Below are 14,773 nucleotides of genomic sequence, written 5' to 3' on the forward strand. Positions count from 1 at the left end.
CTGGTACAGGGTCCACGGCACCCAGACGCCGGCGTCCGACCAGACGGCGGTCGCGTCCGGCGTGCCGAAGTCCTCGGCGGGGGAGTACTTCAGCACGTCCGGCACGACGAACGGGATCACCCCGTCGGCGTGCTGCTGCTCGAGCCACACGTCCCGCAGCCAGTCCGCCAGGAACGTCCGGGTGTCGAACAGGTACGAGGCCGTCGGCGCGAACGCGGCGATGTCGCCGGTCCACCCGAGCCGCTCGTCGCGCTGCGGGCAGTCCGTCGGCACGCTGAGGAAGTTGCCCTGCATGCCCCGGACCACGTTGTCGTGGAAGGTGTTCAGCAGCTCGTGGCTCGACACGAACGTGCCGGTGCGGGTGAGGTCCGACCCGACCTGCACGGCGGTGACCGCGGCGCGGAGCTCGTCGTGCGTGCCCGGCCAGCCGTCGACCTGCGCGTACCGGAACCCGTGGAACGTGAACCGGGGCTCGAACGTCTCGGGCTCGTCGTCACCGCGCAGGGTGAAGCGGTCCGTCGCCTTCGCGGTGCGTAGGGGGCGGGTGCCGAGCTCGTCGCGTTCGAGCACCTCGGCGTGCTGCAGGGTGAGCACGGTGCCGGCCGGGCCGGTCGCGGTGACCCGGAGCCACCCGACCAGGTTCACGCCGAAGTCGAGCAGGGTCGCTCCCGACGGGCTCGTCCAGATCGCCACCGGGGCGATCTCGGCGAGCGGGCGCACCGGCGGCACCGTGTCGGCGACGAGTTCGCGCTCGCCGATGTCGACCGTGTGCACCGTGCTCGTCCGCCCCTGGTGGCCGTCGACGCTGGGCACGGTGACCTCGCCGGGCGTCAGGAACGAGCCGTCGCGGAGTCGGGCGTCGATGTCCTGCCCGTCGTAGAGCTGGTCGGCGGTGACGGCACTCGACAGGGCCTGCCAGTCGGTGTCGGTCGCGATGTGCTGCTCGTGGCCGTCAGCGAACGTGATCCGGAGTTCGGCGAACCCGGCGCGCTCGTCCGTGTACCAGCCGCCGCCACCGCCCCAGGCTAGGCGTCCGGCGGCCCAGCCGTTGCCGACGACGAGCGCGAGCACGGCTGCGCCGCCGGCCGCGGTGTCGGCGAGGTGCGCGGTGACGTCGTGCGAGACGACGCGGATGCGCCACTCGTAGCTCGTCCACCCCGGTTCGAGCAGGTGGTCGGAGACGCGCTGCCCGCCGAGCCAGGCCTCGACGACGCCGAGGGCGCTGACGTCGAGGGTGGCGGCGGTGACGGCGCCGTGGTCGTCGTCGAGGGTGAACTCCCGACGCAGGATCGGGGCGCTGCCGAGGTCGGTGTCGGCCGCGATGAACGGTGCGGTCCAGGTGGTCATGTGGTGGTCCTTTCACGCGACCGGTCGTCGTTGACCGGTGCACAGGTCGTGGGCCCGGCCGTCCGCCCGGGTGGGCGGTGTGGCGGAGGCGGGTCGCGCCTCCAGGCCGGGGTGGGCGGTCAGCCCTTGACGGCGCCGCTGGTCATGCCGGCGACGATCTGACGGTTGAAGAAGACGTAGAGGATCAGCGGCGGGATCGTGATGAGCAGCACGTCGGTGAACAGCAGGTTCAGCTGGCTGACCGACTGGCTCTGGAACGCGTAGAGCGTCTGCTGCACCGTCGCGTTCTCGGACCCCGGCAGGAAGTACAGCGGGTTGGTGAAGTCGTTGAACACCGTCACCGACTGCACGAGCACGACCGTGATGATCACCGGCTTGAGCAGCGGCAGCACCACCCCGAAGAACAGGCGGACCGGGCCGGCGCCGTCGAGCACGGCGGCCTCGTCGAGTTCCTTCGGGATCGTCGCGACGAACGCCCGGAACAGCAGGATGCAGAACGACAGGCCGAACGTCGCCTCGATCAGGATCATCCCGCCCATGGTCTTGAACAGGTTGAGCCCCTGCAGCACCCAGATGGTCGGCACGATAGCCGGCGGCACGATGAGCCCCGCCAGCACGAAGAAGTTGATCAGGCCGTTCCACCGGCTCGGGCGCCGCTGCAGGACGTACCCGACCATCGCCGAGAACACGACCATGACGGTGACGCTGCCGACGGTGAGCAGGGCGCTGTTCCAGAACGCGCGGAGGATCCCGCCGTCACCGCTCTGGAACACCGCCTGCAGGTTCTGCCACAGCTGCCAGTCGGTCGGCAGGCTGAAGCCGAGCTGGTTCGCCTCGGCCGGGTTCTTCGCCGCCTGGAGCAGCACGAAGATGAACGGCACCAGGAACACGACGAAGCTGACGACGATGGCGATCGAGCCGATGATCCACCGGCGGGCACGCCCCGGGTGGCGGGACCGGCTCGCCGGTGTCGGTCGGCGGCTGCCGGAAGCCGGCGCGTGGCCGGTTCCGGGGGTGGTGACGGCGGTCACAGCTCTGCATCCTTGCGGTTGAGGAGCCACGAGATCGGCACCATGATCGCGGTGACGACGACGAACAGGACCACGTTGCCGGCGGTGGACAGGCCGTAGAACCCGGCCTGGTACTGCTTGTAGATCACGCTCGCGATCACGTCGCTCGTGAACCCCGGCCCGCCCCCGGTCATCGCCCAGATCAGGTCGAACGACCGCAGACCACCGATGAGCGACAGGATGATGACCGTGCCCATCGCGGGGCGAGAGAGCGGCAACGTGATGTTCCGGAAGATCGACCACGCGCTCGCGCCGTCCACCCGTGCCGCCTCGAAGTACTCCTGCGGGATCGCCACGATGCCGGCGATGAAGATGAGCGTCGCGATGCCGACGCCCTTCCAGACGTCCACCGCGGCGACGCTCCACAGGGCGAGCGCCGGGTCGGTCAGCCACCCGGGGGTGGGCAGGCCGACCGAACCCAGCACGCCGTTGATGATCCCGTGGAACGGGTCCATCAGCGCCTTGAACGTGATGCCGATGCCGATGGTCGACACGAGCACCGGGAAGAACACGACCGCCCGCAGGTAGCCGCGCCCCAGCACGGGCGACGTGAGGAGCAGGGCGAGGGCCAATCCGAGGACCACCTTCGCCGCGCTCGTCACGAAGCCGTACTGGAAGGTGTGCACGAACCCGGAGACGAGCTGCGGGTCCTGGAAGAACCGGACGAAGTTGTCGAAGCCGATGAAGGTCTGGTCGAACAACGTCCAGCGGGTGAGCGAGAAGTAGAACCCGGCGAAGGTCGGGACCGCGAAGAACACGACGTACAGCGCGATCGCGGGGATGAAGAACCACGCGGGGTAGAACGAACGCATCCGCTTGCGCGCTGGTCCGGGGCGGCCGGCCTTGCGTGTCTGCGGCGGGGCCACCGCCGTCGTGAGGGTCGCGGTCACGCCGATCACCAGCCCTTGATGCCGAGCTGCTGTGCCTGCTGGACGACGTCGTCGTCGTACTGGTCGGCGCCCTTGCTCGCGGTGGTGATGCCCGAACCGACCTGCACGCAGATCTTCTCGAGGTTCGGGCCCTTGATCGGGGACAGGAACTCGAGCGCGGGGCTCGCCTTGCCGTCGTCCAGGTACTGCTGCAGGTCGTCGATCATCGGGGGCACGTCGTCCGGCAGCGAGCAGGTCGAGATGACGTACGGTCCGGCGGGGGTGCCGGTGTCGTTCTGCACCTGGCAGCCGTCGGTGGAGTTCGCGAACGCGACGAACTTCTTCGCCGCCGCCAGCTTGTCGCCCGTGGTCGTCTTCGGGATGTACAGGCCGTTCGGCTCCCAGATCGTCAGGTTCGTGTCCGCGGCGTCCTCGGCGGGCAGGGCGAACGCGCCGATGTCGTCGACGGCGTCGGGGGAGTCCTGCTGGATCGCCGAGATCGCGTTCGTGAGCATCGGGTACTGCGCGCCGGTGCCGTCGGCCAGCATCTTCAGGCCGTTCGCCTGCGTGGCCGAGGCGTAGTCCTCGTTGTAGAGGTCCTTGTCCTTGCCCTCGGCGAGGTGCTCGAACCCGGCGAGTGCGGGTTCGTCGGCGTAGGACTCCTTGTTGGCGGTGTAGTCGTCCGCCCACTTGTCGTCCTGCGCGGTGATGTTCGCGAAGTCGCCGAGGACGAACAGCTGGCTGGTCCAGGTGTCGCCGTAGGTCTGGATGATCGGCGCGATGTCGCCGGCGTCCTTGATCTTCTCGCTGTTGCTGATGAACTCGTCCCACGTGGTCGGGACCTCGAGGCCGAGGTCGTCGTAGACCTTCGTGTTGTAGAGCACCGCGCCGCCGAAGCTCGTGCCGAACGGGGCGCCGTACATGCCCTTGTCGGTGCTGACGACCTTGGTGAACTGCGGGTCGACGTCACCCGCCCACTCCTCGTCGGACAGGTCCACCAGGGTGTTGTCCGGGTTGAGGGCCTGCATGAGCGAGCCGGAGTTGTAGTTGAAGACGTCGGCGGCCTCGCCGGTCGACAGCCGGGTCTTGATCAGGTTGTCGCCGTCGGTGCCCTGGGGCCGGGTGTCGAACTTGACGGTGATGTCGGGGTTGGCCTTCTCGAAGGCCTCGATGAGCGGCTTCGCGGTGGCGGCGGTGGCCGGGGCGTTGTCGGCCTGGTAGGTGATCTCGACCTTGCCGCCGCCTTCGTCGGCGGAGCCGCCGGACGAGCACGCTGCGAGCCCACCGATCAGGACCGTTGCGCCGCCGATGGCGATCGCGCGCTTGGTCATGGAACGAACTGACATTCCTTACCTCCTCGTAAGGCCCGGGGCTGGGGTACCCCGGGTGAAACGGACCCGGATCCCGCGCCGTCGCGGGGTCCGGTCACTGCGTTTTAGAACGTTTCAACCAGGATGGAACCACGAGGATTGAAGCGTGTCAATCGCTGTGCCGATTTCGTTACGCGAACCCGCGGAGCGAGGTGCGGGTGGGTCCATTCGTCTGGTGCGAGGTTCCACACTCCGTGACGGGCGCGCGGGCTCGCACGGAGTGCGGAACCTCGCACCGAGTCGACGCGCGGTGCTGCACCGTGCGGTGGTCGCGCCGCCCGCCGGCCGGGAGGCCCGTGCCGGCTTCGCCCCGCGCCTCCCGTCCGGTGCCCGGTCGCGTTCGCGGTCCCGCATCGCCTCGTGCGCGCCGGCCCGTGGCCCGCTGCCCCTCGCCCGCGAAAGCGACAGTGCGCCGCCGAACGTTCGCGCCGATCTGTCGCTCTGGCGGACCGGACGGCGTGGCCACCTGCGGATGTGTCGCTTTCGCGGGTTGGTCCGCCGGTCAGGCCTCGGTGCGCCTCGGGTCGCTCGACGTGATCGTGCCCGCGGCGGCGGCCGCGGCGGCTGCTGCGGCCGCGCCCTCGCGACCGAGCGTGCTCTCGCGCGGCACCAGCTCGCTGCCGAGCACGACGGTCCGGTGCACGTGCATCGGGTCGGTGAGTTCCTCGAGCAGCAGTTCCACTGCAGCCGCACCCATCTCCGAGCCGTGCATCGTCACCGAGGTCAACGGCACCGCACCGCCCCACGCCACGGAGTTGTGGTCGCAGCCCGACACGGGGATGTCCTCGGGGACGCGGATCCCGGCGGCTCGGAGCTCGGAGACGACGGCCATCGCGAGCAGGTCGGTCACACCCAGTACCCCGTCGGGGCGTTCGTCCTCGGGCATCCGGGCGATGCGGAGCCCGGCGTCGGTGCCACCCGGCGGGTCGATGTCCCCGGCGTCGACGTCGACGAGCTCGACCCCGGGATGCGCCGCGACGGCCCGCAGCACGCCGACCCGTCGGCGGTCGACGGGCTGCAGGTCCGGACGGGCGCTCACGAACCCGATGCGTCGGCATCCGCGGTCGATCAGGTGCTCGGTCGCCAGGAACCCGGCCTGCTCGTTGTCCACGACCACCGCGCACGCGTCGAGTTCGCTCGGTTCGTGGTTGACGTACACGACGGGCCGGCCGTGGCGTCGTGCGACCTCGACCTGGTCGCGCGACTCCGTCATCGAGGCGAGCAGGATCCCCGACACGCGGGCGCTCTCGAGGTAGGCGAGGTGTTCGCCCTGCGCCTGCAGGTCGTCCTCGCTGCTGGCGATCAGCAGGGTGAAGCCGCGTTGCCGCGCAGCCAGCTGTGCGCCGTTGACCATGTCGCTGAAGAGGGAGTTCCGCAGCGACATCACCACCAGACCGATCGCGCGCGTGCTGCCGGACACCAGCGCCCGGGCGTTGCGGTTCGGCGTGTACCCGAGCGCGTCGATCGCGTCCCGCACGCGTGCGGCGGTCGCGTCGGCGACCCGCTCGGGGTGGTTCAGGACGTTCGAGACGGTCGCGAGCGAGACCCCGGCCCGGGCAGCGACGTGGTGCACGCTCGGCGGACCGTCGCGCCGGGGGACATGCACCATGCTCCGATCGTAGGCGGCGGGGGAGCCGTGTCCGGACCGCGCCCTAGGCGTCGGCGACGGTGGACTGCCGCACCACGAGCTCCGGTGTGAACTCCACGTGCTCGAGGTCGATGTCCTGCCCCTGCTCGACCTGCTTCGTCAGGAGTTCGATCGCGCGACGACCGAGGTCCTGCGCGGGCTGCCGCACCGACGTCAGTGGGACCACGGCGGACTCGGCGAACGCGATGTCGTCGTAGCCGACGATGGCGATCTGCTCGGGCACCGCGATGGTGCCGCGCATGATGAAGGCCTGTTCGAGCCCGACGGCGAGCAGGTCGTTGGCGGCGAAGACCGCATCCGGGCGTTCGGCGGCCGGCCGTGCCTGGATCGCTTCGCCGATGCGGCGCCCTTCGAGCACAGACAGCGAGGTGGTCGGCAGGGCTTCGAGCCGGATGCCCGCGGCCTGGGCGGCGGCGAGTGCCCCGGCGTGCCGGTCGGCGACCTGGCGGATGCCGAACGGCCCGCCGACGAAGGCGATGTGGGTGCGGCCGATCGCCGCGAGGTGCTCGACCGCGATGCGCCCACCGGCGATGTCGTCGACCGAGACCGAGGCGAAGTGCTCGTCGTCGGCGCGGCGGTCCACCAGCACCACGGCGGTGCCCTGGTCACGCAGCCGCGCGAGGCGGGACAGGTCGTCGCCGGCGGGGGAGATCAGGAGTCCGGCGACACGGCGTTCCTCGAACAGGTCGACGTAGGTGCGTTCGCGGTCGGTCGACTCGTCGGAGTTGCCGATCAACACCGCGAGGCCGTTGTCCATCGCGGCGTCCTCGGCGCCCCGGGCGACGTCGGTGAAGAACGGGTTGCCGCCGTCGAGCACGATGAGCCCGACGGTGGAGCTGCGTCCGGCCCGGAGCTGCCGTGCGGAGTCGTTGCGGACGAACCCGAGCGTCGCGATCGCCGACTGCACGCGTTCCACCGTGCCGGGAGCGACCTTGTCGGGGCGGTTCAGCACGTTCGACACCGTGCCGAGGGACACGCCCGCAAGCGCTGCCACCTCTCGCACACTGACCGCCATGTGGCCATCCTGGCATCGGCACGGTCCACGCGGTCGGCCCGCGCCGTGATCTGTGGAAAACGCGGACGGGAGGCGCGGGGCGGGCCGGTACCGGGCCTCCCGTCCGTGGGGTGGTCGCTTCCACTGCCCGCGCACGGTGCGAGGCGCGCGGCTGGTGCGAGGCGCGCACACGGTGCGAGGCGCGCGGCTGGTGCGAGGTTCCGCACTCGGTGCGGGGTGGAAAGGCTCGCACGGAGCGCGCAACCTCGCACGGGGCGAACGGCCCCTCGCACGGTGCGGGCACAACCTCGCGTGGGGCGAGCGCCCGCTCGCACCGTGCGAGGAGCAGCCTGGCGAACCCGCTCTTGCCAGCACGCACACCGGAGCGCTATCGTCCTCGTCGTCCCGTTGAAACGATTCACCGACGAACACGCGAACGGAGGACCAATGGCGGTCCGCATCGGAGCCCGGAACACCACGGGCTGGAAGGCCACCGTCTCGGTGGCCATGTCGAACTACATCGAGTCGGGGTCGATCATCGCGATCGCCACGAGCCTGAGCCTGTGGCAGGCGGAGTTCCGGATCGGTGACCTCGAGGTCGGCCTGCTGGCGAGCCTGTCCGCGAACGCCTTCGGTGCCGCCGTCGGCGCGATCGTCGGCGGACCGCTGTGCGACCGGTTCGGCCGGAAGTTCATCTACACGTACGACCTGCTCCTGTACATGCTCGGCATCCTGCTCGCGGTGTTCGCCGGCAGCTACGGCATGCTCCTGGTCGGCTTCATCCTGACCGGCATCGCCGTCGGGGCGGGCGTGCCGGCGAGCTGGACCTACATCGCCGAGCAGGCCCCCGCGGACAAGCGCGCGGCCCACGTCGGCACGGCACAGCTCGCGTGGTCGATCGGGCCGATGGTCGGGTTCGCCCTGGCGATCGCCGCGGCACCCCTCGGCCTGCTCGGCAGCCGCCTCATCTTCGCCCACCTGTTCGTCGTCGCCGCGATCGTGTGGTGGCTCCGTCGCGGGCTGCCCGAGTCGGCGATCTGGAAGGACGAGCGCGCGGCCACCGGCACGGCGAACTTCTTCCACGGGATCACGCAGCTGTTCAGCCGCCGGAAGAACCTGACCGCGATGTTGTTCCTGTTCGGCGTCTACGCGCTCTGGAACACCGTCGCCGGGCAGGCCGGCATCTTCCAGCCCCGGGTGTACGCGGCGACCGGGGTCACGAGCGTCACCGAGCAGTACGGACTGCAGATCCTGGTCTGGGGCTGCACCGTGGCCGCGACGTACTTCGGCTTCATGCGGTACGCCGACCGGGTCAGCCGCCGCGCGCTCTACGCCGTCGGGGCCGTGCTGGCGATCATCGCGTGGGCCGTCCTCATCTACGCGCCCGCCAACCTCGGCACCCTGCTGTTCTTCGCCGTGGCGTGGGGCATCTCGTCGGGCATCGGCGCGCAGGCGTTCTACGGCCTGTGGACCAGCGAGCTCTTCGCCACCCGGTACCGCGCCAGCGCCCAGGGCGTGCTGTTCCTGGCCGCCCGCGTCATGGTCGGCCTGCTGAGCATCTGGTTCCCGCTGCTGCTGTCGGACATCGGTCTGCGGGCCCTCGGCGGCCTGATCCTCGGGCTCCTCGCGCTGTCGTTCCTGGTCGGCACGATCTGGGCACCGCGCACCCAGGGCAAGACCCTCGAGGCGATCGAGGCCGAGCGCTACGGCACCGTCACCACGGTCACCGGGACGGTCCGCACCGCCGACGAGCGCACCGTCCACGACGCCGAGCAGCGTCGCCGCGAACAGGCCGGCCGGTGAGCCGCGTCTGCTTCCGGCTGCAGGTGCAGGTCGAGCTGCTCGACGCCTACCGCGAGCGGCACGCCGCCGTGTGGCCGGCGATGCTCCGGGCGATCGCGGCGGCGGGGCGGCGGAACTACTCGCTGTTCCTCGACGACGACGGGCTGCTCATCGGGTACTACGAGACCGATTCGGTGGCCGGTGCGGACGCGGCACTCGCCACGTCCGAGGTGGCCGCGGCGTGGGAGGCGCACATGCAGGACCTCTTCGCCGGGGCCACCGGGCGCGCCGACCAGACGGCGCGGGTGCTGCCCGAGGTCTTCAACCTCGAGGACCAGTTGGCGGCCGCGCCGGACTGAGGGTCGGACACGGACTTCGTGAGCAGGAATGATCGGGTCCGGCGGCGCGACCCGACCATTCCTGCTCACCGAGCGCCCGCCGCACCGGACTGACGGGGGGGCCGTGGCTACCGTGGACGCATGCAGCCGCCAGCAGCCGGGACCCTCCGCATCCTCCACCTCTCCGACACCCACCTGACCGGCGACGGAGCCCTGCATCAGGGCGCGGTCGACACCACGGCCGCGCTCGAACAGCTGCTCGCCCACGTCGACGAGGTGCCCGGCATCGGGCTGGTGGTGGTCTCGGGCGACGTCTCCGAGGACGGCAGCCCCGAGTCCTACGCGACCGTGCGGGACCGCGTCGGCGGCTGGGCGGAGCGGCACGGTGCGGCCTTCGTCGCGGTCCCCGGCAACCACGACCTGCGCGAGGGCTTCCGACAGGTCCTGGCGAACGGGCACGTCCTGGGCCAGGGCGCCACGGCGCTGGTGCACACGATGGAGTACCTGCCCCCGACGGTCCCCGTCTCCGGGCAGTCGGTCGTCGCGGGTCGCCGGATCGTGACTGTCGACACGAGCGTCCCGGGAGCCGGGTACGGCGAGCTCAGCGACACCGCGCTCGAGCACCTGCGCACGGCCCTCGCCGAAGGCGCAGCCGACGCCCCGCACGGCACCGTCGTCGTCCTGCACCACCCGCCGCTGCCCGCCCCGACCGAGCTGCACGAGGCCCTCCGCCTGCAGAACCCCGAGGCGCTCGCCGATGTCATCCGTGGTTCCGACGTGCGGGTCGTCCTCGCCGGCCACTACCACCACCACTTCGCCGGGTCGCTCGCCGGCGTCCCGGTCCTCGTCGCCCCCGGTGTCGCGAACGACACCGACGTCGTCGGCCCGTACGACGAGGAATCGGCCGTCGTCGACAGCGGCGCACTCGTCGTCGACGTCTCCGCGGACGGCTCCGTCTGGTCGACACCGGTCCGCGTGCCACGGGGCGACGCCGACCCGCGGGCGTTCCGCCTCGACCCCGAGACGGTCCGCGCCGTCATCGCGGCCGCCGGCAAGCACTGAGCACGCTTGCGTGGGCTCGACGCGCGGGCTCCGCGCACGGTCCCCACGCGCGGTGGACGCGCGTGACGGCGGCCTGGAGGCCCGTGCCGGCGCCGCTGCGGGCCTCCAGTCCGTCGTCTGGTCACGTCCACAGCCGCGGTACCCCACGTCTTCGGGTTGCGTGCGGGAACACCGAGTAGCACGGACGCACACCTGGAGCGAAGGAGCACCCATGCGAGTCGGCAGTGCAGTGCAGTACGACCGGTACGGCGACTTCGACGTCGTCGAGCTCGTCCCCCAGCAGAAGCCCGAGGCCGGACCGGGCGAGATCGTCGTCGAGATCGTGGCCGCGGGCCTGAACCACATCGAGCGGTTCCTGCGCGAGGGGAAGCTCCGCGACCACGTCGACCTCGAGTTCCCCGCACACCAGGGCGTCGACTTCGCCGGCATCGTGCGCGCGCGGGGCGACGGCGTCAAGGACCTCCGCATCGGCGACGAGGTGATGGGGCACGCGCCGACCGGCGGCGCCCACGCCACCTGGATCGCGGTGCCGCGCGGCGCCGTCATCAAGAAGCCGGAGCACGTCGGGTGGGAGGTCGCCGGCGGCCTGTACCTGGCCGGCTGCACCGCGGTGTCGGTCGTCCGGTCGCTCCGGCTCGGACCGCAGGACACCGTCGTGATCTCGGCCGCAGCCGGTGGCGTCGGACACATCGAGTGCCAGCTCGCGCACGACGCCGGCGCGACCGTGATCGCCCTCGGCAGCCCCCGCAACCACGACTACCTGCGACAGATCGGCACGCTGCCCGTCGCGTACGGCGAGGGCGAGGAGGACCGCATCCGCGACATCGCCGACGGCCGACCGATCACCGCGTTCATCGACAACCACGGCGAGAGCAACGCGGAGCTGCTGGCCGAACGTCTCGGCGTCGCCCAGGAGCGGTTCGTGTCGTCGGAGGACCGCCGCGACATCGAGATCCGGTTCCTCCGCGCACCCGCCGAGGACGAGGAGACCCGTGAGTTGCTCACCCTGCTGACGAAGGCCGTGCAGGACCGTCGCGTGCAGGTGCTGATCTCGGGCTTCTACCCGTTCGAGTACATCGTCGAGGCGTACGAGGACCTGGCCGAGATGAAGTCCCGCGGCAAGGTCGTGATCGGCATGCAGACGGTGGAGACCGGGGCGCGGCTCGACTGGTACCGCTCCGAGAAGGCCCGTGACCTGCGCGACCGGTACGCCGATGCGCGGGGGACCGACACGGAGACGATGGCCGGCGGATCGGCCTCGCCCGCGGGCTGAGCGAGCTGAGCGTCGCAGGGGCCCGACACCTTCGTGCCGGGCCCCTGCCGCGTCAGCTCAGGATGTCCTTCGAGGCGAACCGGCTGTACGCCAGCGCCCCGAACACCACCACGTACCCGAGCTGCAGCAGCGCGTTCGACCCGAACGAGTCGAACGAGATCGGGTCGCGCAGCAGGTCGCCGAAGCCGAGCCACTGGTGCGAGAACAGGAACGGGTGCAGCCAGTCGAGCTGGGGGAGCTGGTCGAGCACCTGCGACGCCCCGGCGAGCACGACCGTCGCGGCCATCGCCCCGACCGGCACGTTCGTCAGCGTCGACGTGAACATGCCGATCGCCACGAGCCCGAGCATCGACATCGCGACGTACAGCGCGAGCAGCAGGGCGCGGCCGGCGTACGACCAGCCGCCCACCTGGGTGCCGGAGAGCAGCGTGACGGGACCGATCGGGAACAGCACGGCGCCGATCGCCGCACCGACCAGCACCACCAGCAGCGTGGCGGCCAGGCAGAACGCGACCGCACCGGCGAACTTCACCAGGATGAACCGCACGCGGCCCGTCGGTGCGACGAGCAGGTAACGGATCGTGCCGTGGCTGGCCTCGCCCGCGACGGTGTCCCCGGCGACCACGCCGACGGTCAGCGGCAGGAACAGTGGGATCGACACCGTCAGTGCGGTGAACGCCACGAACAGGCCGTTGTTGGTGATGTCGCCGAGGAACGCCGGCCCGCCGTCGTCACCGTCGGTCGTGAGCTTCACGGCGACCGCGATCAGGATCGGCACGAGCGCGAGTGCCCCGAGCATCGCCCAGGTGCGGCGACGCCGGAACACCAGCGCGAGTTCGGAACCGAGCAGTGCGAACGGGCGCTGCCGGCGGCGGACGGGCAGAGCGCGCACGGCCGCGTCAGGCTGCGACATCGAATCCCTCTCCGGTGAGTGCGACGAACAGGTCCTCGAGGGTGCCGCCGCCCACCGTCAGGCCGCGGACCCGGACATCGGCGCGCACGAGTTCCGCGGTGATCGTCTCCGGCAGCAGCTCGTTCGGCAGATCGGCCACCAGCACGTCGGCTCCGCCGTCGTGCCGCGGGGTGAGCCCGAGCCGGGTGAGGACGGTACCGGCCTGTCCGATGTCTGGCGTCCGCACGGTCACGGTCCGGGCCCCGGCTGCGCGCAGCTCGTCGAGGGGGCCCTGCGCGACGATCTTGCCCGTCCGCATGACGGCTGCGTGCGTGCAGACCTGTTCGATCTCGGCCAGCAGGTGGCTCGACACGAACACCGTGGTGCCGTCGTCGGCCAGGGAACGGATGAGGCTGCGGACCTCGCGCGTGCCCTGCGGGTCGAGGCCGTTCGTCGGCTCGTCGAGCACCAGCAGGTCGCGCGGTGACAGCAGGGCGTTCGCGAGACCGAGTCGCTGCTTCATGCCGAGGGAGTACGCGTGCGCCTTCTTGTCTGCCGCGTGGGTCAGCCCGACGCGGTCGAGGGCACCGGCGACGCGGGCCTTGCGGGTGCGCGGGTCCGACGTGGGGTCGGCGGCGTCGAAGCGCTGCAGGTTGGCCCGTCCGGAGAGGTACGGGTAGAAGGCCGGTCCCTCGACGAGCGCGCCGACGCGGGGCAGGACGTCGTGCAGCGCCTTCGGCATTGGTTCGCCGAGCAGCTCGATCGTTCCGCCGCTCGCGCTCGACAGCCCGAGCAGCATCCGGATCGTGGTGGTCTTGCCGGAACCGTTCGGCCCGAGGAACCCGAACACCGCGCCGCGCGGCACCGCCAGGTCGATCCCGTCGACCGCACGCTGCTTGCGGAACACCTTCTGGAGGCCCGTGGTGCGGATCGCCAGGTCGGGTCCCTGCCCGGACGTGCTCACCTGGTGGTCGGCTGTGGTCGGCTCGCGGTCGGCTGCGTGCACCTCGTGGTCGTCCGCGCTCACTTCGCGGCGTCGACCAGGGAAGCGACCGGCACGGCGCCCGCGAGCACGCGGCCGTCGTCGGTCAGGTAGACCGAGACGAGCGACGTCTGCACGGCACGGCCGCCGTCGACGGGCTTCGTCAGCTGGTCGAGCAGACCGGAGGCCTCGCCCTCGAGCCCGGACCGGTCGACCGTGCCGGCGGGGAGCTCGGCGATGGTGCTCCAGCCCGTGCCGGTGAAGGTCGGCTCGTCACCGCTCGGGGTGCCACGGTGGTCGCCGTGCTCACCCTTCGTGTGGGATCCGGCCACGGACAGGTCCTTCTCGGTCACCTTCGCGTTCGACGGCGGGGAGAAGTCGAAGAGCCGGGCTGCCGGGGCGCCGTAGTCGAGGCTCGTGAAACCGACCTGCACCGCGGGGTCGTCCGCGCCCGCGGCCTCGACGCTCGCGCGGAGCGGGAGTCCGGTCTGCTGGTCGACGGCCAGCCGGACGGCTCCGACGAGGGTGTCGGACGACTTCGGCGTCAGGGTGATCTGCCACGCGTCGTGTCCGGCGACGCTGACCTCGGTCGGCTTCGACACGGTGGTGGTCGGGGTGATCGCGTCGATGGCCTGCTCCGCGATGTCGGCCGGGGTGGTCGTGCCGTCCCGCGGGTCCTTCGCGGTGTCGGTCGGCAGGGTCACGCGCGTGGCCGTGCGCTCCTTCGAGTCCCAGGCCCAGACGTCCGAGCCGTTGCGGACGACGTCCTGCTCGGCGAGCTGCTGCGTCAGCTGGACGCGCTGCTTGTCGGGGCCGTCGACGTAGACACGGGCGGTGTGCGATGCGATGAGCAGCCCGAGCACGTCGGAGGCGTCGCCCTCGAGCGAGGAGCCGCCGGAACCGGTGGGCAGTTCGGGGAGACCGAGCGCGCTCGTCTGCGAGAGCTTGCCCGAGTACTGGGCGTCCGACGACTTCGCGATGCTGGCGATGACGGCCGCCGCGCTGGGGTTCGTCCCCGCGATCGGGTCGTTCGCGGCGTTCGCGATCACCGGGGCGGCAACGGCGCCGGCCACGACGACCGGAGCGATGACGGCTGGTAGCCAGGCTGACTTCTTCATCGGGTTCCCCTCGTGGAGCATCTGAGTC

13 protein-coding genes are annotated in these 14,773 nt (G+C 71.1%); 4 read left to right on the top strand and 9 right to left on the bottom strand.

Translation table 11 applies throughout. The features are described 5' to 3' along the window. The 6 genes from H7A73_RS15700 to H7A73_RS15725 form a co-directional block, all read right to left on the bottom strand. Positions 1–1,347: family 78 glycoside hydrolase catalytic domain (locus H7A73_RS15700; RefSeq protein ID WP_182066813.1), on the bottom strand; the 1,347-nt coding region annotated here is incomplete at its 3' end. 119 nt (positions 1,348–1,466) lie between these two features. Next, positions 1,467–2,273 (bottom strand): carbohydrate ABC transporter permease, encoded by an 807-nt coding sequence (locus H7A73_RS15705; RefSeq protein WP_259362937.1) that lies wholly within the window; start codon positions 2,271–2,273, stop codon positions 1,467–1,469. Between the two features lie 101 nt (positions 2,274–2,374). After that, on the bottom strand, positions 2,375–3,307 hold the full coding sequence (locus H7A73_RS15710; protein WP_259362935.1) for a carbohydrate ABC transporter permease: 933 nt from the start codon (positions 3,305–3,307) through the stop codon (positions 2,375–2,377). Positions 3,308–3,312: 5 nt separating this feature from the next. Further along, the gene (locus tag H7A73_RS15715; RefSeq protein ID WP_182066815.1) at positions 3,313–4,632 is read right to left on the bottom strand and encodes an ABC transporter substrate-binding protein; all 1,320 of its coding nucleotides are present in this window, start codon (positions 4,630–4,632) and stop codon (positions 3,313–3,315) included. Between the two features lie 526 nt (positions 4,633–5,158). After that, a complete protein-coding gene (locus H7A73_RS15720; protein ID WP_182066816.1) occupies positions 5,159–6,265 on the bottom strand; it encodes a LacI family DNA-binding transcriptional regulator in 1,107 nt (368 codons plus the stop codon). 43 nt (positions 6,266–6,308) lie between these two features. After that, positions 6,309–7,319 carry a LacI family DNA-binding transcriptional regulator gene (locus H7A73_RS15725; RefSeq protein ID WP_182066817.1) on the bottom strand — a complete coding sequence of 337 codons (1,011 nt, stop codon included), beginning with the start codon at positions 7,317–7,319 and terminating at the stop codon, positions 6,309–6,311. Between the two features lie 426 nt (positions 7,320–7,745). Here H7A73_RS15725 and H7A73_RS15730 point away from each other — a divergent pair, with 426 nt between their 5' ends. The 4 genes from H7A73_RS15730 (at position 7,746) to H7A73_RS15745 (ending at position 11,753) form a co-directional block, all read left to right on the top strand. Next, complete coding sequence (locus H7A73_RS15730; RefSeq protein ID WP_220456633.1) at positions 7,746–9,101, top strand: MFS transporter; 1,356 nt, start codon at positions 7,746–7,748, stop codon at positions 9,099–9,101. Next, positions 9,098–9,439: an L-rhamnose mutarotase gene (locus tag H7A73_RS15735; protein ID WP_182066818.1), complete on the top strand. Its 342-nt coding sequence runs from the start codon at positions 9,098–9,100 to the stop codon at positions 9,437–9,439. Before H7A73_RS15730 ends, H7A73_RS15735 begins: the two co-directional genes overlap by 4 nt. A gap of 120 nt (positions 9,440–9,559) precedes the next feature. Continuing rightward, complete coding sequence (locus H7A73_RS15740) at positions 9,560–10,480, top strand: metallophosphoesterase (protein ID WP_182066819.1); 921 nt, start codon at positions 9,560–9,562, stop codon at positions 10,478–10,480. Between the two features lie 211 nt (positions 10,481–10,691). Then, a complete protein-coding gene (locus H7A73_RS15745) occupies positions 10,692–11,753 on the top strand; it encodes an NADP-dependent oxidoreductase (protein WP_182066820.1) in 1,062 nt (353 codons plus the stop codon). 52 nt (positions 11,754–11,805) lie between these two features. Here the strand turns inward: H7A73_RS15745 and H7A73_RS15750 are convergent, their stop codons facing one another. From H7A73_RS15750 to H7A73_RS15760, 3 genes are read right to left on the bottom strand one after another with little or no spacing between them, the layout of a single operon-like run. Beyond that, entirely contained in the window at positions 11,806–12,666 is an 861-nt protein-coding gene (locus H7A73_RS15750; protein ID WP_182066821.1) for an ABC transporter permease, read from the bottom strand. Next, complete coding sequence (locus tag H7A73_RS15755) at positions 12,653–13,609, bottom strand: ABC transporter ATP-binding protein (protein ID WP_182066836.1); 957 nt, start codon at positions 13,607–13,609, stop codon at positions 12,653–12,655. Before H7A73_RS15755 ends, H7A73_RS15750 begins: the two co-directional genes overlap by 14 nt. Positions 13,610–13,668: 59 nt before the next feature. Beyond that, positions 13,669–14,745: a LolA family protein gene (locus H7A73_RS15760; protein WP_182066822.1), complete on the bottom strand. Its 1,077-nt coding sequence runs from the start codon at positions 14,743–14,745 to the stop codon at positions 13,669–13,671. Positions 14,746–14,773 lie beyond the last annotated feature (28 nt).

This window comes from Curtobacterium sp. ME12 (genome assembly GCF_903970855.1).
GTDB classification, from domain to species: Bacteria; Actinomycetota; Actinomycetes; order Actinomycetales; family Microbacteriaceae; genus Curtobacterium; species Curtobacterium poinsettiae_A.

Excerpts from the sequence above, each read along its gene's own strand:
- H7A73_RS15715 (WP_182066815.1), bottom strand. The coding sequence starts at position 4,632 with ATGTCAGTTCGTTCCATGACCAAGCGCGCGATCGCCATCGGCGGCGCA.
- H7A73_RS15720 (WP_182066816.1), bottom strand. The coding sequence starts at position 6,265 with ATGGTGCATGTCCCCCGGCGCGACGGTCCGCCGAGCGTGCACCACGTC.
- H7A73_RS15725 (WP_182066817.1), bottom strand. The coding sequence starts at position 7,319 with ATGGCGGTCAGTGTGCGAGAGGTGGCAGCGCTTGCGGGCGTGTCCCTC.
- H7A73_RS15730 (WP_220456633.1), top strand. The coding sequence starts at position 7,746 with ATGGCGGTCCGCATCGGAGCCCGGAACACCACGGGCTGGAAGGCCACC.
- H7A73_RS15740 (WP_182066819.1), top strand. The coding sequence starts at position 9,560 with ATGCAGCCGCCAGCAGCCGGGACCCTCCGCATCCTCCACCTCTCCGAC.
- H7A73_RS15745 (WP_182066820.1), top strand. The coding sequence starts at position 10,692 with ATGCGAGTCGGCAGTGCAGTGCAGTACGACCGGTACGGCGACTTCGAC.
- H7A73_RS15750 (WP_182066821.1), bottom strand. The coding sequence starts at position 12,666 with ATGTCGCAGCCTGACGCGGCCGTGCGCGCTCTGCCCGTCCGCCGCCGG.
- H7A73_RS15760 (WP_182066822.1), bottom strand. The coding sequence starts at position 14,745 with ATGAAGAAGTCAGCCTGGCTACCAGCCGTCATCGCTCCGGTCGTCGTG.